Origin of the sequence: Algoriphagus sp. (genome assembly GCF_013373065.1) — a bacterium.
In the GTDB taxonomy this organism is placed as follows: Bacteria; Bacteroidota; Bacteroidia; order Cytophagales; family Cyclobacteriaceae; genus Algoriphagus.
The window spans coordinates 66316-84708 of sequence record NZ_JABXIN010000016.1; the positions used below are offsets into that span (position 1 = coordinate 66316).

At 38.8% G+C, this 18393-nt stretch carries 13 protein-coding genes; 4 read left to right on the plus strand and 9 right to left on the minus strand.

Annotated features, from left to right (window positions below):
- Window positions 1-3 precede the first annotated feature (3 nt).
- The 6 genes from HWE15_RS12295 to HWE15_RS12320 all read right to left on the minus strand — a co-directional run bounded on the left by HWE15_RS12295 (window position 4) and on the right by HWE15_RS12320 (window position 9293).
- On the minus strand, window positions 4-1140 hold the full coding sequence (locus tag HWE15_RS12295; RefSeq protein ID WP_290507838.1) for an aminotransferase class I/II-fold pyridoxal phosphate-dependent enzyme: 1137 nt from the start codon (window positions 1138-1140) through the stop codon (window positions 4-6).
- 92 nt (window positions 1141-1232) lie between these two features.
- Complete coding sequence (locus tag HWE15_RS12300) at window positions 1233-2399, minus strand: MraY family glycosyltransferase (RefSeq protein WP_290507839.1); 1167 nt, start codon at window positions 2397-2399, stop codon at window positions 1233-1235.
- Window positions 2400-2681: 282 nt separating this feature from the next.
- A complete protein-coding gene (locus HWE15_RS12305; RefSeq protein ID WP_290507840.1) occupies window positions 2682-4238 on the minus strand; it encodes an alpha-amylase family glycosyl hydrolase in 1557 nt (518 codons plus the stop codon).
- A gap of 66 nt (window positions 4239-4304) precedes the next feature.
- Window positions 4305-5366, minus strand: coding sequence for a class II fructose-bisphosphate aldolase (gene fbaA / locus HWE15_RS12310; RefSeq protein ID WP_290507841.1), 1062 nt, complete (start codon window positions 5364-5366; stop codon window positions 4305-4307).
- Window positions 5367-5382: 16 nt separating this feature from the next.
- Complete coding sequence (locus tag HWE15_RS12315; RefSeq protein ID WP_290507842.1) at window positions 5383-8181, minus strand: alpha-amylase family glycosyl hydrolase; 2799 nt, start codon at window positions 8179-8181, stop codon at window positions 5383-5385.
- A gap of 77 nt (window positions 8182-8258) precedes the next feature.
- On the minus strand, window positions 8259-9293 hold the full coding sequence (locus HWE15_RS12320) for a SusE domain-containing protein (RefSeq protein WP_290507843.1): 1035 nt from the start codon (window positions 9291-9293) through the stop codon (window positions 8259-8261).
- Between the two features lie 344 nt (window positions 9294-9637).
- On the opposite strand from HWE15_RS12320, the gene HWE15_RS12325 reads away from it, so the two are divergent.
- The 4 genes from HWE15_RS12325 (at window position 9638) to HWE15_RS12340 (ending at window position 15547) form a co-directional block, all read left to right on the plus strand.
- Window positions 9638-10675, plus strand: a complete 1038-nt coding sequence (locus tag HWE15_RS12325; RefSeq protein WP_290507844.1) for a LacI family DNA-binding transcriptional regulator — start codon at window positions 9638-9640, stop codon at window positions 10673-10675.
- A 183-nt stretch (window positions 10676-10858) separates the two neighbouring features.
- Window positions 10859-13294 (plus strand): glycoside hydrolase family 31 protein, encoded by a 2436-nt coding sequence (locus HWE15_RS12330; protein WP_290507845.1) that lies wholly within the window; start codon window positions 10859-10861, stop codon window positions 13292-13294.
- 20 nt (window positions 13295-13314) lie between these two features.
- A complete protein-coding gene (locus HWE15_RS12335) occupies window positions 13315-14640 on the plus strand; it encodes an MFS transporter (RefSeq protein WP_290507846.1) in 1326 nt (441 codons plus the stop codon).
- A gap of 34 nt (window positions 14641-14674) precedes the next feature.
- Window positions 14675-15547: an ABC transporter substrate-binding protein gene (locus HWE15_RS12340; RefSeq protein ID WP_290507847.1), complete on the plus strand. Its 873-nt coding sequence runs from the start codon at window positions 14675-14677 to the stop codon at window positions 15545-15547.
- 77 nt (window positions 15548-15624) lie between these two features.
- Here the strand turns inward: HWE15_RS12340 and surE are convergent, their stop codons facing one another.
- The 3 genes from surE to HWE15_RS12355 all read right to left on the minus strand — a co-directional run bounded on the left by surE (window position 15625) and on the right by HWE15_RS12355 (window position 18326).
- Entirely contained in the window at window positions 15625-16410 is a 786-nt protein-coding gene (gene surE / locus HWE15_RS12345; protein WP_290507848.1) for a 5'/3'-nucleotidase SurE, read from the minus strand.
- Entirely contained in the window at window positions 16410-17051 is a 642-nt protein-coding gene (locus HWE15_RS12350; protein WP_290507849.1) for a hypothetical protein, read from the minus strand. The genes surE and HWE15_RS12350 overlap by 1 nt, the downstream gene beginning before the upstream one ends.
- A 63-nt stretch (window positions 17052-17114) precedes the next feature.
- Window positions 17115-18326, minus strand: a complete 1212-nt coding sequence (locus HWE15_RS12355) for a bifunctional 3,4-dihydroxy-2-butanone-4-phosphate synthase/GTP cyclohydrolase II (RefSeq protein ID WP_290507850.1) — start codon at window positions 18324-18326, stop codon at window positions 17115-17117.
- Window positions 18327-18393 lie beyond the last annotated feature (67 nt).

The window sequence follows — 18393 nt, forward strand, 5'->3', positions numbered from 1 at the left end:
TTTTTAAAATGTTTTCGCTAACTCTTTGTAAACAATTTCAACGATTCGCTCTTGATCGTCATAAGTAAGATCTGAAGAGCTAGGAAGACAGATTCCTTTCTGAAATAAAGATTGAGAAACTGTCCCTCCGAAAAACTGAATCTCCCTATACACAGGTTGTAGATGAAGCGGTTTCCACAAAAATCTGGATTCTATCCCATTTTTCATGAAAGAAACACGCAGTTGATCATTGGAGAAACCTGTAATTTGATCATCAATCAAAATAGCTGTTAACCAAAAATTAGACCTAGACTCAGCTAATTCATTTTGAAAAGAAACACCTGGAAGGTTCGAAAAAAGTTCTCTGTATGTTGAATTAATCTGTCGCCTTTTTGCGATAAAACCTTCGAGTTGTTCCAATTGGGCCAATCCAATAGCAGCACTCAGGTTATTCATTTTGTAGTTATAACCTATTTCAAGATGCTGATAATAAGGAAGATCTTCCCTAGCTTGTGTAGAAAGATATTTTGCTTTTTGAATAACCGCAGTACTATTTGAAACCAATGCTCCACCACCACCTGCAGAAAGAATTTTATTTCCATTAAATGAAAATATTCCGATTTCTGCTAAAGACCCGCATAATTGATCATTATACTCACTTCCCACAGCTTCTGCAGCATCTTCAAGTACAGGAATTTGATATTTTTTAGCAATTGCCAGGATTTCATTCATCTTGGCTGGCATTCCAAAAAGATGAACTAGGACAATTGCTTTAGGTTTTTTTCCATTGGCAAGGCGATTTAAAATCGCATCTTCCAGCAATTCCGGGGAAATATTCCAGGTATCTTTTTCACTATCAATAAAAATGGGCTTTGCGCCTAAATAAATTACTGGATTTGCGGAAGCACAAAATGTAAATGATTGACAAAGCACTTCATCACCTTTCCCCACTCCCAACAGGACTAAAGCAAGATGTAAAGCACTTGTTCCAGAATTTAAAGCTACGATTTGATGGGTTTTTAATCTTTTGTTGAATTTCTCTTCAAATCGATCTATAAACTCTCCGCTGGTTGCCAACATTCCAGATTGAATTGCCTGACGTGTATAGGCTAATTCATTACCATTAAACGTTGGAAAAGAAAGTTTAAAATTAAAAGACATTATGTCGATGATGGCAAATTCGATAAGTAAGCTAACAAAAACCCAACCAAAATTCAAACTAGAGATGTAAGGCTTAATGTCATTAGCTCTTCCTAATTATAATTTATGGTGTTATTTTGAAAATCTTTAGGATCAATTTTAACACCTTTTTCATTTCCCCCTTTTTTGGTTTCATTTTTTGATAATTCCAAAATTCGAGGCTCAGTGGCTACTTTCTTTTTCACATATCGAACAGCTATTCGATCCAATCGATACCCTAGTAGCAACACAATAGCTGATATTATTGGGAGCACTATATGATCAGAATAATTCTTCAGGCTGAATGCAACTCCTATTACCACAAGTTGGACGCCAACAAGAATCAATGTAACTGAATCATGTCGAAGCCCCATTCTTAAAAGGAAATGATGAACATGACTTTTATCCGGAGTCATCGGACCTTGACCTCTTCGAATCCTTCTAGTGAATACCCTCGCCATATCATAAAGAGGGAATATCATAAATGCTATTCCAGTTGAAAAGGTAGGTTCAACTCGGAGGGTAGAATTTTCAGGTAGAGCTGCATTGTATTCCATAAATGCTATTACCAAAACGCCGAGTGTAAATCCTAAAGTTAATGACCCAGTATCCCCCATGAAAATTTTTGCAGGATGCCAATTAAATATTAGAAAGGCTAATGTCCCACCAAAAAAGCTAAGTGACAAAACAGCAAAACTGTTTAGACCTTGGAACCAAAACCAAGCCCCCAATAATCCTGAAACAAGCAATCCTGTTGTTCCGGCAAGTCCATCCAATCCATCAATTAAATTGAATGCATTTGTCAAAACCAGTAAAACAAAGGCAGAAAAGGTGTAAGAGAAAAATAAATTTAATTCTCCGATTCCCAAAAACCCATGAAAATCCCGTATTCGAACATCCCCCATCACAATAACCAAAACAACGGCTACCAGTTGCCCAAGTAACTTATGTGAGGCTTTTAGCTCAACAAGATCATCCCTCAGACCAACGAAGAAAATCAACGAAATCGCACCTAACAAATACCTAATATCGGGAAGGGGAAATTGCCAACCCCAAATTGCGATTGTAACTGCGGCTGCCACAAAAAAACCGATTCCCCCCATCGAAGGAATAAATTTTTTATGAATTTTACGCCCCCCTGGGTGATCTCCAATTCTAGCCTTCCGTAATAGTTTAATCACGACAGGCATCACCAAAAAACCGACTGAGAATGAAGTCAAGAGTACAAATAAAAATAACATATCAACACGAATCTTAGACCAATCAAAAATACATTTTTTTTAAACAAATAACATAAGCATTAGCAAATCCTTAATAAATAAGAGGAAAATTGAATAATTTTCAAACACACAAAACTTATGACTTTTTGCTTACTTTTTAGTTTGAAATGCAATTTTTGTGGATTTTTAATGCATTTATTTTATTAAATTTTTCTTGAGACTTTCATTGAAACCCTCTTAATACCTTCCAAAATTATACCAAAGATCGATCAATCGTTTTTACTTTAGAAAATTTGAGGAAGGTTATTTTTTCAATAAAACACGAGAAGAGTTTTTCAGTAATGTCAATTTTCCTGAAACATTAAGTCCATCTCCTAACCCAAAAATAGCCTCTTCATATCCATCTGGTAAAGTTATCGTTACTTCCTCTTCCCTAATGTTATGAACCACAAACACCTCTTGATCAGCAGTTTTTCGAAAATAAGCCATAATCGGTTCAGGGTATTCTTCGTCTGGAAGTACCAACTCTCCAATCGCCAAAGCTGGATAGGAATTACGAAGTGAAATCAATGTTTTATAATGATTAAAATAGCTTTGGGGATTTTTCCGCTGTAATTCCAAGGGATCTACTTCTCCATCTATGCTATACTTTGATTCAATCCAAGAAGTTCTACCAGTATCTTTCTCTTTTATATCCCAAAGAAAAGGTTCCCGAATATGCTCATCAGGTTTAAGCCCTTTCATCCCGATTTCTTCTCCATAATATATGTAAGGAGCGCCAGGCATAGTAAATAAAACAGTAATGGCTTGCTTGTATTTCTCCGGATCTTCACCTAATTCATTCAATAATCGAGGCTGATCGTGATTTGAGGAAATAGTAGCATCAATAAATTCAGGTGTAATTTTTTGATAAAAGTCTAAAACCTCTTTCTGTTTTTTCGCCAATAACATTCCATTCTTTTCTCTAAAACTCTCCAGAAGGGTGTAATGAAAATCAAAATTAAAAAGTGCGGGTAACCCAGGAAGGTATGGTGCTACGATCTCTTTCTTGTCATAAACCTCTCCAACCAAATATACATCAGGTTTGATTGCTTCCATTTTTGCACGAAACTCCTTCCAAAATTCATGATTGTCTTTTGGACGATCATCGGGAAAAATATGCTTGGCTGCATCCAATCGAAACCCATCTACCCCAACATCTTCTAGCCAAAATCTTCCGATTTCGTAAATCTCTTCCCGTACTTTAGGATTATCGAAATTTAAATCAGGCATTCCTCCCCAAAAGAACCCATAGTAATAATCCTCGCCAAAACCAGGATCATGCCATTGGCGAATGTTGTCTGAATCCAAGGTGATTACTTTTTTATTCAAAAAATCTGCAATCGTATCCTTTTGAGCCCAAACGTAATAATATCTGTAAGGATTATTCCTACTCTTTTTGGATTCCTGAAACCAAGGGTGCTCGGTAGAAGTGTGATTAATGATCATATCAATCACAATTTTAATATCACGTTGATGCGCTTCATCCAATAACCGCTTAAAATCTTCTAGTGTACCATAATCCGGATGAACAGCCTTATAATCAGTGACATCATATTTATGGTAAGTCGGAGAAGGCATAATTGGCATAAACCAAATCGCATTGGCTCCCAACTCTTTTACATAATCCAACTTTTCAGTAACTCCATTAAAATCACCAATCCCATCCCCATTGGAATCGTAAAAAGATTGAACAAAAATCTCATAGGTCACACCTGCTTCTGGCCAATAATTTTTAGGCGTTGGTTCTTCTTTCGTATTACAGGAGTCAAAAGTTAAAACCGCCAAGATCGGTAAGATTAGGTTGGGGAATCTTTTCATGAAAGTACTGGTAATAGGATAAAAGAAAAGTCACTAATTGAGTGACTTTTCTTTGTGAATTTAATTTCAGTTTCTATTGATAGCATTAAGCATATCAAATGCTTTTTCAAGTCGAATCACAAAATTCTCTTCGCCTTTTCGAAGCCATGCCCTAGGATCATAATATTTCTTATTGGGACTATCTGGTCCTTCTGGATTACCGAGCTGGCTTTGAAGATAAGCTTCATTCTTTTTGTAGTAATTCAAAACACCTTCCCAAGTAGCCCATTGCATATCCGTATCAATATTCATTTTGATGGAACCATAAGAATTTGCCTCACGGATTTCCTCCACAGAAGAGCCAGAACCACCGTGAAACACAAAATTTAATGGCTTTCCAGTAGTCCCATAATTTTTGTTGATATACTCTTGTGAGTTTTTCAAAATGATTGGCTTCAAGCTTACGTTTCCAGGCTTATAAACACCATGCACGTTCCCAAATGCTGCTGCTATGGTAAATAAATCACCAATTTTCTTCAAATGCTCGTAAGCATAGGCTACTTCCTCAGGTTGGGTATACAACTTTGAAGAATCAACGTCTGTATTGTCTACACCATCTTCTTCCCCACCTGTGACCCCTAATTCAATTTCAATTGCCATTTGAAGTCTTTCCATTTTCTTGAAATAGGAACAAGAAATTTCAACGTTCTCTTCCAATGGCTCTTCCGAAAGGTCCAACATATGAGAACTGAATAGCGGCTTTCCGTAAGCATCATAATGTGCTTGACCTGCTTCAAGCAATCCATCAATCCATGGAAGAAGCTTTTTCGCGGCATGGTCAGTATGAAGAATCACGGGCACGCCATAAGCTTCAGCCATTTGATGAACATGGTGAGCTCCAGAAATTGCTCCAGCTATACTAGCCTGCTGCTTATCATTTGGAAGGCTTTTCCCAGCAAAAAACTGAGCTCCTCCATTAGAAAATTGAATAATTACAGGGGAATTGACTTTTTTGGCAGTCTCCAATACAGCATTAATTGAATTGCTGCCAATTACATTTACGGCAGGAAAAGCAAATTCATTCTCTTTTGCATAAGCATACAAATCGCGAAGCTCTTCTCCGTATTTTACTCCAGGTTTAAATTTCATGTTTGAGTAGGTTTGGTTATCTCTTAATAAAGCGCTGATGAAGCACTCGTCTGGTATCAAACGCTTCAAAGATATAAATCCCATTTTTAATATTGCCCAAATCAAATTCTAAATTATTCTGAATTTGGGACTGCTGACCGGAAAGAATGACTCGACCACTTAAATCAATGATGCGATAATTCGCTGCATTCATTCCGGATGGAAGTTTTACGATTAATTCTCTGGATGTAGGATTTGGATAAACCTTAAAATCTCCCGCTGGGACTTGTTCTTTAGGAATTGAGGTGACGTAATCTTCCTGCAATATTCCGGGCTCAGGACGAGGCAAAGGTTCGCTGGTAAACAGATAAAACTCTGAAGGTCTCATACTAAAATTTACTGTGGTGTTGTTAACTACAAATTCTTCCCCAGTAAAATAATTATACCAAGTTCCCACAGATGGAAATGCCAAAGGGATATTCCCTACATTACCAAGACCAAAGTTTCCGTGCATGACTACATCCATATCGGGATGTTCTAGTATTATGGATTTTACATTACTGCTTAAAGTCAAAGTGGTTTTCTCTGGCATATTGAATACCTCATGCTCCTTTTTGAGCTTAATCATTTCCTGATAAAGCTTAAAAAGTCTAGCTCGTTGAGGATCATTCAAATAATTCCATCGGGTAGGTTTAATTCCTAGACGATCATTATTCAATTCTTCATCGTAACCAAATTCTCCAAATTGCCATAACATTTTAGGCCCAGGTATCCCAAAATAGAAGGCTGTCAATAACTGGTTTCTATTAACTGCATTTTCAAGTTGCCTTAAATTTAGAGGAGAAGTTTTTCCAAAATTCAAGGATTCCCACATAACCCGTTCTTCGTCATGAGACTCCTGATAGGCTACTAAATGAGGATTTTTCCATCCCCTATTTCCAAAATAAGTCCAACCAATATCCCTATTTTCCCCTTTAGCCAATTCACGGAATTCAAAATTCATATTTCCCCAAAACATCATTCCGTAATCAGCCAATTCCTTTTCTTCTTCATTGACAGCTAAATGCTCTAAAATTACATAGGCATCCGGATGCTTAGCTTTAATTCGGTCATAAATTCGTTTCCAAATCTTGATTCTACTCGGATCATATTGCGACCAAATGCTTACATTATCTCCAGAATTTACCTGTGTAAATCCTTTACTCAAATCAAATCTGAAACCATCAAATTTGTATTCGGTCAACCAATAGTTATTTACCGAATCAACAAAAGCTGAGGTGTAAGTACTTTCGTGGTTGAAATCATAACCAACATTAAAGGGATGTTTCGCAACGCGATTGAACCAAGGATTGTCTTCAGTAGGCGCTCCATAATCTCCATCGTTATAAAGTCTCACAAAGGGATTCTGACCAAATGCATGGTTTAGAACCATATCCAAAATAACCATCATCCCTCTTCCATGAGCCTCATCAATCAAACGCTTTAAGTCATTTTTAGTGCCATAAAACTTATCGGGAGCAAAGAAGAAAGAAGGATTGTAGCCCCAGGACAAATTACCTTCAAACTCACCAATTGGCATGAGTTGAATCGCATTTACTCCTAACTCCTCCAAATAATCCAAGCGATCAATGACTGCTTGATAAGTTCTTTTTTCATCAAAATCTCGCACTAACAATTCATAAACCACCAACTCCTCTGGTTTTACTTTGGAATAGCTGGTATTCTTCCATTCGTAGGGATTCTGAGCGGTTTGTAAAAATGTAGCCTGAAATTCAGTTTTTCCAGAAGGATAAGGTTTTAAGCCTGGATACCTGCCCTGTTCAATGATTTCTTGATCATGAAAAGGATCAGACACTTTATCCGCATAGGGATCTCCTATCCGAATACTGGTATCAATTAAATACTGAAAAATATATTCCTGTTTGGGAGTAAGTCCTGAGATTCTCAACCAGAAAATTTCCCCGTCCGGGGTTCTTTTCATCTGAAATTCAGGCAAAATTTTCCAATCATTGAAATCTCCAATGACATGTGCAATCCGCTTTCCTGGAGCCTGCAAAGCCAAGATCACTTCGGTATCTGAAATATAATTTATCCCTAATCTCGCATTGGAAGGCAATTCTTCTTCCTGAGATGGAGCAAATACATTTATGGCAACAGACTCTGAATCGGTTTCTTCCCCGACAGAAGCTTTGGCAGTTAAAGTAAAAGTACCCGCTTGGGTGGCAGTATACTCATATAATAAAGAATTGACACTTTGAGCACTTTCAACCTCTACACCGTCCAACTCGAATGAAATATCCGCAGTTGCAGAAGTTTCGGCTTTAAAGCTGAAAGATTCCCCAACTTCAAGAGAAACCTGGTTCTTGCCTGGATTGGTGATATTTACAGTAAAACCTTGCGCAAGGTCAACGAAAAAATCTTCATTCGCTGAGGTTTTCCCTTCTTTTGAACCATCTGCATTCCTAAAAACAAGCCCTAACCGGTAAATGGTTAACCCATTTGGATTATCAAAAAAATCATTGGGTGTCAATTCAAAGGTATAAAGATTCGCCTCTCCTTCAACCTTCGTCATTTTTGCATTTGGATCTGCAGTACCCCAAGTAAAGGGCACAAGATTCCAAGTAGTTGATTGGGCGCTCTCTGTGACGGCCCCAATATGAATGTAAACGTCACAATTACAGTCTTTGAGACCGGTAGTTCCTTTTGATGCATCATAGATTATTTTAAGGGATTGGGATGCATTTGGTACCGCCGGTTCTGTTGTCACCTGAGCTGACGCAGAAAAGCTCAAAAACAAACAAAAAAATAAGATCAGCAGCGCGTTTACTCTTTTCATTGAGGTAAATTAATAAAGAGAAGCCGACTCCGAAAGCATTTGCTTAGGAAGTCGGCTTGAAAATAATTTCAAGAAAATCAATTTTTAGTCATTGTATATTTCACCTCACCTGGAGTACGGAAATCCAAGGTCACGGTGTAATTACCCGCTTCAGAAACTGCAATATTTGGCCCATCAGCAGTTAATTCTCCATTTGAACCTCCATAATTGAAGCCCCAATCTTGATTTGCTCTGAATTTCATTTCACCCGCTTTCAAATCCGTGGTGATTGTCAATACATTTTCATCTCGATTGAAACTCATTTTTGTTTCTGAATCCCAACCTCCTTCGGTTGCATCACCAATAATTCCCCAGTATAGTGGTTCTCCAAGCGTATAAGTCTTTGCAGCCAAATCCACTTTCATGAGGATGGTACCAAATTCAGTCACCTTAATATTGTCACCTTCCTGATCCAGGGTTCCATCCGCCCCGTTATCTCCATAATTGATATCCCAACTATTGGTCTCATTCACTTTAAATTCTCCTGTTCCTCCCGGAAGAATATGAACATAACCTTCGTAAACATTATCGAAGTTTACAGACTTCAAGACAGTCATTTCATTTTCAGGATTCCATCCTTGGTAGTCACCTGGAACATACATTACTGGAAACTCGACATTAGCGTTGTAGGGAGTTATGGAAAGCGTAACTGTTTCACCAAAAATAGGAGAAAGAGGCTGGTTGATGCTGGCTTTTACACGAAAATCAACATCGGTTGGCGTGTCTAACATAGCTCCTTTGGAGAGTAATTCATCATTAATAGTCTCAGATGTCACTTCAATGATATTTGAATTAGAAGATCCTAGGCTTACTGCATTTGCAAAACCGGAACCAGCCAAATCCATTTCAACTTCATACGTTACTGTTCCTGTCATTCCAAAATCAGCTGCGGTTACAGTAAATGGAATCACCTCTTCTGGATTGTCTGCATTTAATACTAAGCTTGATCCAGAACTAGGACTTGACAGGGTTGATCCTGTTTGAGGAATAATTGGCGGCATTTCATAATTGTCACAAGCCCACATTGCTGGAATTACTGCTGTGATCCATGCGATTTTTTTAAGTGCTTTCATAAATTTTGAATAATTGTTAATTGTATTGATGGGTCTAAGATTTTTGGAAGAATTCTAGAAATAGTACAATTTAAAAACCTGTTTTTGTATTTTATTTTGCTTATTTCTGATCAAATCCTTTCAAATAATAGAAGACTAAAAGATTCAAAACAATGCCTATCTGAAAAAAAGTGGAGGGATTTTAGTTGCAATCGTTTGCGTTTTCGTTTGCATTCCTAAACTTTTTTTTCGGAAAGTTTCTGAGGTTTTGAGTATTTTCAACCTGAATCCTGCCAAATGCTTATTTTAGGATTTATTTGTAGGTATACTTTTATCAATACCCAATTCACGGAATAATATAATTTATGAAATTAGGACAAGCGACCATTAAGGATATTGCCCGCGAGCTAAATGTCTCCTCCTCAACTGTTTCCAGGGCTCTCAAAGATTATCCTGGAATCAGTGATGAGACTAAAAGAAAAGTAAAGGAACTTGCTGCGAAGCTGAATTATCGCCCAAATGCAATCGCACTTTCCTTGCGAAAAAGTAGGTCCTTCACGATTGGGGTAATTATTCCTGAAGTCGTTCACTTTTTTTTCTCAACCGTTATTTCCGGGATTGAAGAAGTAGCCAATTCCAGAGGCTATAATGTGATCCTAACTCAAACCAATGAAAAGTATGACCGGGAACGAAGCAGTATTGAAACCATGCTTTCCAATCAGATTGATGGCTTTTTGGTAAGTTATTCGAAAGAGACCCAAGATTTTGACCACTTTTCAAACCTTTTGGACCAAGGGTACCCAATTGTTTTCTTTGACCGGGTACCTCAGATTCCAAAAGCTATTAATGTCATGGTAGATGACTACAGAGGTGCCTATGATGCAGTCAGTCATCTGATTCGCCAAGGCTATAAGCGGATTATTCATTTGGCTGGTCCAAAAAATCTAGCAATTAGTAAGGAACGTATCAGAGGCTATCGTGATGCCCTCACCGACCATGGGATTGAAGTGGACGAATCTTTGATCGTCGAATGTCCACTGGGAACAGATACTGAAAGTCGAAAAATTACCACTGAAATTCTAAAAAGTGATTCGGTTAGACCCGACGCATTTTTTGGAAACAACGATATGGCTGCAGTAGGTGCTATGCTTGCCTGCAAAGATGCAGGATTACAAATACCAAATGATGTGGGAATAGTTGGCTTTTCCAATTGGCAGTTTTGTTCTATGATCGATCCGGGGCTTTCATCCGTAGCCCAACCGGGATTTCAAATGGGTGCAAAAGCCACAGAAATCTTATTAGATATCATCGAAAAAAAGTTAGATCCTGAGCAAATCACCGAATCCGTGACTCTCCCAACAGAGCTTTTGATTAGAAAATCCTCAGTTCGAATAAAAAACTGAAAAAAATTTTAATTGATTTTAAAGAAAAAGTGCAATCGATTGAACAGTCGAAATTTGATTCGATTGGCCTTTTTAAATATTTAGTAAATCAAAAACAGGGCTCTTTCGCAATTAAAATGGGTTTTTAGGTTAAAGGAAGCTTTCTAAATTAGCAACAATCCTATGTTAGAATACCCATAAATTATGCAATCAAAGCCTCTTACGATAAATCGAGCTTCTTCATCAAGACACCAGGGATTAGGTTCTATCCTCTCCTGGAAGGAGGATATTTTTGGAATAGCCGGAGAAACAACAAACGGTTTTTTTAAACTTACTTTTTACAACGAAAGCATTATCCGGTTTCAGGCCAGCAAATTCGAGGCTTTTGACCAAAACCCCTATTCGGTAATCATAAAACCCGAAACCTCGACTTTTAAAGTCCAAGAAACAGATCAATTTTTAATTCTAGAATCTTCCATGATTCATGTTTCCATTCAGAAATCAACCACTGCAATTACCTTTCGCGATCTAAAGGGGAATATCTTAAATGAAGATGATTCTCTGGGAGTAGCATGGATTGGAACGGAAGTCAATTGCTATAAAAAGGTCCAAAAAGACGAACATTTCTTAGGGCTTGGTGAAAAAACAGGAGGCTTGGATCGCAAAGGAAAAGCATTCACCAATTGGAATACGGATTATTTTGGGTATGGAGTCGAAGATGATCCTTTGTATATGAGTATTCCATTTTACATGGGAGTCCATGAGGGAGGTAATTATGGGATTTTCTTTGACAACACTTATAAAAGTGTTTTCAACTTCGGCGCAAGCACCAACCGCTTCATGTATTTTGGTGCTGAAGATGGAGATATGGACTATTATTTTATCCATCGCCCCACCCTATCGGAAATCATTTCGGAATACACCTTTTTAACGGGGCGAATGCAACTCCCACCGAAGTGGTCCTTAGGTTTCCAACAATGCCGCTATAGTTATTACCCAGATTCCGAAGTGAAAACTTTGGCTCAAACTTTCAGGGATAAGGATATGCCAGCAGATGTGATTTACCTTGATATCCATCATATGGAGGCATATAAAGTCTTTACTTTCGATGGTGAAAAGTTTCCGGATCCAAAAAGTTTGATTAAAGAGTTGAAGAAAAAAGGTTTCCGAGTTGTAGTGATTATGGATCCGGGAATCAAAGCCGAAGAAAATTACCTCCCCTACGTCGAAGGAAAAGAAAAAGGGCTTTTTGTTTCTTATCCTGATGGAGAAGAATATCAGGGACAAGTTTGGCCTGGCTGGTGTGCTTTCCCCGACTTCACCAAAGAAGAAACTCGCACCTGGTGGGGAGAGAAAATGAAATTTTATCAAGAAGCTGGAGTGGACGGCTATTGGACAGATATGAATGAACCCGCATCCTGGGGACAATTCACGCCCAACTTGATCGAATTCAATTATGAAGGAGAGACGTCTTCTCATCGAAAAGCACGCAACATCTATGGGATGCAAATGGCCAGAAGCGCACAAGAGGGAGCCATCAAGCAACAAAAAAAAGAACGTCCTTTCGTTCTTACCCGATCCGGTTTTTCAGGAATTCAACGATATGCAGCCGCTTGGACAGGAGACAATGTGGCAAGTGAAGAGCACATGCTTGCTGGAGTTCGACTTGTGAATAGTTTAGGAATGAGTGGAGTTCCCTTTTCAGGGTTTGATGTCGGAGGGTTCGCCGGTGAAGCCTGCAAATCGCTTTTTGCACGCTGGATGAGCATTGGGGTATTTACACCCCTATTTAGGGCCCACTCCATGATCAACAGCAATGATGCAGAACCATGGGCATTTGGCGAAGAAGTAGAAGAAATCTCCCGGAATTACATGAAATTCCGATATGGTATTTTACCTACTATTTATTCTAAGTTTTATAAAAGTAGCCAGGACGGACTTCCCATCTCTCAATCATTGGCAATCCATTACCCTTTAGATTCCAAAATCTACAATTCTGCATACCAAAATCAATTTTTGTTTTGTGATGCATTTTTGGTAGCACCTGTTGAAAGCACCAAAGAAATCACAAAAGTTTACTTACCTGAAGGCTCTTGGTTTTATCTCTACAATGATGAGTTTCATTCTGGATCTAAAGAGCTTTATTTAGATTGTCCACTAAATTATCTTCCAGTATTGGTGAAGGCCGGAAGCATTTTCACCATGCAGTCTCCGGTTTCTTACACTGATGAAAAGCATGATGGAGTTTTAAAAGTGCATGTTTACAGAGGTGAAAAAGGAAGTTCATTCACGCATTACGAGGATGATGGAATCACATTCAATTATAAAAAGGAAGAATTCTTCCAAAGAATGATCACTTATGATCCCCAAAAAATGACCTTAACTTTTGAGGAGGGATTCGGAAATTATACTAGCGCATTTCCTGAGTTAGAAATATTTTTCCATGGTTTTCAATTTGATGCAGTTACTGTGAATGGTAAATCCCTTGAGGTAACCAAACATGATTTTGCATTTTTAGGAAAACTAACAGAGTTTGACCCATTACCGGAACATGATCATCCATACTATGAGATCAAGCAGCTCAGAAGTTTGAAAATCAAGCATGACAAAAAAGAAATAGAGATTTCAGGCCTTATTTAGTCAATTAGCCCAACCCAAACATGACCGATCAAAAAAAACACCTGAGTTTCTGGCAAATCTGGAACATGAGTTTTGGATTTTTAGGGATTCAATTTGGTTTCGCCCTTCAAGGGGGATTCATGTCCCGGATTTTTCAAACGCTTGGAGCAGATAAAGATACTATTCCATTTTTATGGATTGCAGCACCTCTTACCGGTTTATTGGTACAGCCAATCGTAGGGTATTTGAGTGATCGCACTTGGCACCCAAAATTTGGAAGGAGAAAGCCATTTTTCTTTATCGGAGCATTATTAAGTACGCTTGCTCTATTTTTAGCCCCTTACTCTTCAGCACTATGGATGGCAGCAGGTGCACTTTGGATTTTGGATGCTTCAATTAATATCAGCATGGAACCTTTTCGGGCATTGGTTGCTGATAAACTTCCAGACTCCCAAAGATCTTACGGCTTTGTAGTTCAGACACTGATCATCGGAATTGGAACTTGGGTTGCTTCTAATTTGCCTTGGTTAATGACTCAATTAGGGGTTCCTAATACTGCCCCAGAGGGAGTTGTTCCAGACTCCGTCAAATATGCTTTTGGTATTGGGGCAGTGGTGTTGTTCTCTTCCATTTTGTACACAATTTTGACCACCGAAGAATATCCTCCTGAAGATCTTGAAGCTTTCAAAAAAGAGAATGAAGAGAGCAAAGGATTTTTAAAAGGAGTCGGTGAAATTTTCAAAAATATTGCAGGAATGCCACCTGTTATGAAAAAGTTGGGGGTGGTTCAATTTTTCTCTTGGTTTGCCTTCTTCACGATGTGGAGTTTTGCAACTCCAGCCATTACTGAACATGTATTTGGTGCTACAGACACCACCTCTGAAGCCTATAATAATGCAGCGGATAGTGTCGGAAATTATTTGGGTACTTATGGGCTCGTATCCATGTTTTATGCATTGATTTTAGCTTTTGTGGCTAGCCGAATTAAAATCAATCGGAGATTATTACATCTGGGGAGTTTGATTCTGGGAGGTTTTGGCTTCATCTTGATTTATTTCATTTCGGAGCCTTGGATGCTTCACATTTGTTTTTCCCTTGTAGGGATTGCCTGGGCGAGTATTCTGTCCATGCCATACGCCATGCTTTCCAGTTCTGTAAATCCAAGAAAAATGGGGGTCTACATGGGGATTTTCAACATGTTTATTGTCATCCCGCAAATCGTTGCGTCTTTGGGTGGCGTTAATTTCTTATACAAATTACTATTTGGAGAAGCAGTCATCAATACCATGCTATTAGCAGGTACTATGCTTATTCTGGCTGGTTTATCCAATCTCCTAATCACTGACAAAAAAGCAATTCACGATTAAAACTACTATCTTGGATTCAATCAACATTTGATTCATGAAGCAATTCCGGATAGTAGGAGTACCAGAGCATTTCAATTTGCCTTTTCGAATTCTTTCCCAAAAGCAGCCTTTTGAGAAAGAAGGAATTCATCTGGAATGGATAGAGGAGTCCAGAGGTTCTGGAAAAATGAGTGAAATGCTGAGGCAAGGTGAGGCAGAAATGGGGATTCTTTTAACAGAAAGTTTCTTTAAGGAAATAGCACAAGGAAGTTCATTCAAATTTGTCGGTTTCCATGTAAAATCTCCCCTAATTTGGGGGATTCACTGTAAAAAAGAGTTAGCCTATTCCTCAGTACAAGAAATCCCTAACCCGCGATTCCTGATCAGTAGACTAGGTTCCGGATCGCACCTGATGGCTTCTGTTCTTGCAGAAAAATTAGGATGGCCACAAGAATCCATCGAATTAGAAGTAGTAGAAAATTTAGATGGAGCAAGGAAAGCATTTGAAAATGGCGACGAAGGATTATTCTTATGGGAAAAGTATACAACTTCTCCGGAAGTTGAAAAAGGGAACATGAAGCGAATTGGTGAAATCGCAAGCCCTTGGCCCTGTTTTGTAATGGTTGCTAGTCAAAAGGCGATAAATGATTTCCTAGACTTCCCTATCAAAGTCCGCGACGAATTATATCGCATCATAAAAAATCTAAAATCCAACCCGAATCTTCCGGAAATTATTTCATCGGAATTCCACCTGAATGTTAATGAGGTGAAAAGTTGGATAAGACAAACAGAATGGAGTGTCGACAATCAAATCAGTCGCTCAGAGATGGAAAAAATTACCCGAAATTTGAAGCACTTTGGTATTATCGGAGATAAACCCAAACTTGAAGATTTTGCCTTAATTGACAGTATCCAACTTCGGGACTGATTGAGAATTAAGAAAGAAGATGTAAAATTTAGGTTATCAAAATTTTTCAGAAAAGAATCCAAAAAACTAAAAATGAATCAGCTTTTAAACTGACTCCAATCCCAGTCTTTATTTATTTGAGAAATTGCATGATGAGCCGTTAAATCATATTGGCAAGGGACTATCGAAATGTAATTGTTTGCAATCGCCCACTCATCATTATCCTCTCCTTTATCAAAATTCACAAAGTTGCCTGCCATCCAAAAATACTTTCTCCCTGTAGGGTCAAATCGCTCTGAAAACTCTTCCTGCCATTTGGCATCAGCTTGACGACAGACCTTCACTCCTTTTATCGGTTCATTTCTTTTAGGTGGAAAATTCACATTTAGAGCCACTCCTTTGGCAATTCCACGCTCCAAGACTTGTCGGGCAATTTTCTCTACCCATTCTTCCACATGAGAGAAATCTGCCTTTGATGAATAATCGCAAAGACTGAATCCAATAGAAGGATAACCTTCCAACGCTCCCTCTATAGCTGCAGACATGGTACCTGAATACAAAACAGAAATGGAGGTATTTGAACCGTGATTAATTCCACTTACTACTAAATCGGGAGTGCGATCTTTAAGCACATAATGTTTGGCCAGCTTTACGCAATCGGCAGGAGTCCCGCTCGATTTATAGGCCAATACACTCTCAAAAATATCCTCTTCATACAAGCGTAGCGTTTCGCCAATGGTAATCGCATGCCCCATTCCAGACTGAGGACTATCGGGTGCTACCACCACAACATCCCCCAGCTTTTTCATGACATCAACTAAAACGCGTATTCCTTTGGAAGTGATCCCATCATCATTAGAGACCAGAATAAGTGGCTTTGACATTAGTTTTTGCTAAGTTCGTTGTAGTAGGCTGTGATCCGAAGTAAGTCTCCCCGCTTATCATGCTCCAACCGGTTTTTACGCATGAAAAGACTGATCTCGTCTTCATATCCGGGAAGCATATCAAATAAATCTTTCTTTTTCAGACTGTATCGCTGAATCTGATTATCCTTGAAAAAATAATAATTAAACGCTAAGCGATAGCCCATCATAGTCTGAGGTCCCCAAAAGGGATTCATCCCCACTGGCCCCCATGCCCCCATATTTCTGGAATCAGTGGCAATGTATTCTCTACAAAGAAGGGCTATATCTGTACCTTCCGTTAAAACTTCAAAGAATACAGGAGTTTCATAATCACCATTGAGCGAATAAGGCAGGCTATAAAACTTCCGGATTCCACCGTACATTTCATCAAAAATTTCAAAGTAGGAAACATTGGAAGCCGTGAAGGTAATGATAGTTTCGTTTTGAAGCTGGACTAGATTATTGTCCAAGTCATATTTAACCAAGCCTGAAAAAGCTTGGCCTTCCGCATCATAAATATTCCCCTTATGCCAGATTTGCGAAGGGAATTTATCTTGAGCGAAAGTATATCCAAAGCCAACCATCCAAATCCCAATTGTAAGAATGGTTAATTTGATCATCTTGTTCATACCCCTTGATACGATAATTGAACTCACGCTGTTCTCCCTTGATTTTGATTCTAATTATTTGAGGATGTTATGCCCCATTTTATCACGTTTGGTTTTAAGGTAACGCTCATTATGGGGATTTGGTGCGATTTCGATTGGAACCTGTTCTACTATCTCTAATCCATAACCAATTAATCCAACACGTTTCTGTGGATTATTGGAAATCAGCTTGATTTTTCCAACACCCAAATCACGAAGAATTTGAGCCCCAACTCCATAATCCCTGCTATCCATCGGTAGTCCCAATGCCAGATTTGCCTGAACCGTATCCATCCCCTCTTCCTGTAGTTTGTAGGCTTTCAGTTTATTGATCAATCCAATTCCCCTACCTTCTTGATTCATATAAAGTATCAAACCTTTCCCCTCTTTCTCAACCATTTGCATTGCTGCATGTAGTTGAGGGCCACAGTCACATCGGCAACTGCCGAATATGTCACCCGTAACACAGGAAGAATGTACACGAACTAAAATAGGTTCGTCTTTTTCCCAGGTACCTTTGATCAATGCCAAATGAATTTCATTAGTATTTATCTGACGGAAGGCAATCAGGTCAAAATCTCCCCATTTGGTTGGCATATCGACACCAATTTCCCTTTTGATCAGGGATTCATTTTTTAGGCGATACGCAATTAAATCCTTTATAGAAACCAACTTAAGATCAAAACGCTTGGCTACCTCCACCAAATCAGGTAATCGAGCCATGGTGCCATCTTCATTCATGATTTCAACCAGCACACCGGCAGGTTTGAGACCTGCTAGTCTCGCAAAATCAATAGCAGCTTCTGTATGTCCCGCTCGGCGTAGTACGCCTCCTCTTTTAGCTTTTAAAGGAAAAATGTGACCTGGTTTACCCAATTCTGATGGGTCTATACTTTCATCCACCAAGGCCAATATAGTTTTGGCACGGTCTGAAACCGAAATACCGGTAGTACAACCATGTCCGATCAAATCCACGGAAACCGTAAATGGAGTTTCAAAGGCAGCGGTATTTTGCCCAACCATCAGTTCCAAGCCCAATTCCTCGCATCGATCTTCAACAAGGGGTGCACAAATCAACCCTCGACCATGCTTGGCCATGAAATTGATGATTTCAGGGGAAACTTTTTCTGCGGCACATACGAAATCGCCCTCATTTTCACGATCCTCATCATCCACTACAATGATGACTTTTCCTTCTTTAATCGCTTCGATGGCCTCTTCGATGGAGTCCAATTGGTAATTTTCCACAGGTTTTTTGCTAGTCGTTTAAAAGACAAATTTAACTGCTTTCGGTTCTAAAACAGGACACTGCCAA

Coding starts and splice junctions, on each gene's coding strand:
- HWE15_RS12295 (WP_290507838.1), bottom strand. CDS start 1,140: ATGTCTTTTAATTTTAAACTTTCTTTTCCAACGTTTAATGGTAATGAA.
- HWE15_RS12300 (WP_290507839.1), bottom strand. CDS start 2,399: ATGTTATTTTTATTTGTACTCTTGACTTCATTCTCAGTCGGTTTTTTG.
- HWE15_RS12305 (WP_290507840.1), bottom strand. CDS start 4,238: ATGAAAAGATTCCCCAACCTAATCTTACCGATCTTGGCGGTTTTAACT.
- fbaA (WP_290507841.1), bottom strand. CDS start 5,366: ATGAAATTTAAACCTGGAGTAAAATACGGAGAAGAGCTTCGCGATTTG.
- HWE15_RS12315 (WP_290507842.1), bottom strand. CDS start 8,181: ATGAAAAGAGTAAACGCGCTGCTGATCTTATTTTTTTGTTTGTTTTTG.
- HWE15_RS12320 (WP_290507843.1), bottom strand. CDS start 9,293: ATGAAAGCACTTAAAAAAATCGCATGGATCACAGCAGTAATTCCAGCA.
- HWE15_RS12325 (WP_290507844.1), top strand. CDS start 9,638: ATGAAATTAGGACAAGCGACCATTAAGGATATTGCCCGCGAGCTAAAT.
- HWE15_RS12330 (WP_290507845.1), top strand. CDS start 10,859: ATGCAATCAAAGCCTCTTACGATAAATCGAGCTTCTTCATCAAGACAC.
- HWE15_RS12335 (WP_290507846.1), top strand. CDS start 13,315: ATGACCGATCAAAAAAAACACCTGAGTTTCTGGCAAATCTGGAACATG.
- HWE15_RS12340 (WP_290507847.1), top strand. CDS start 14,675: ATGAAGCAATTCCGGATAGTAGGAGTACCAGAGCATTTCAATTTGCCT.
- surE (WP_290507848.1), bottom strand. CDS start 16,410: ATGTCAAAGCCACTTATTCTGGTCTCTAATGATGATGGGATCACTTCC.
- HWE15_RS12350 (WP_290507849.1), bottom strand. CDS start 17,051: ATGATCAAATTAACCATTCTTACAATTGGGATTTGGATGGTTGGCTTT.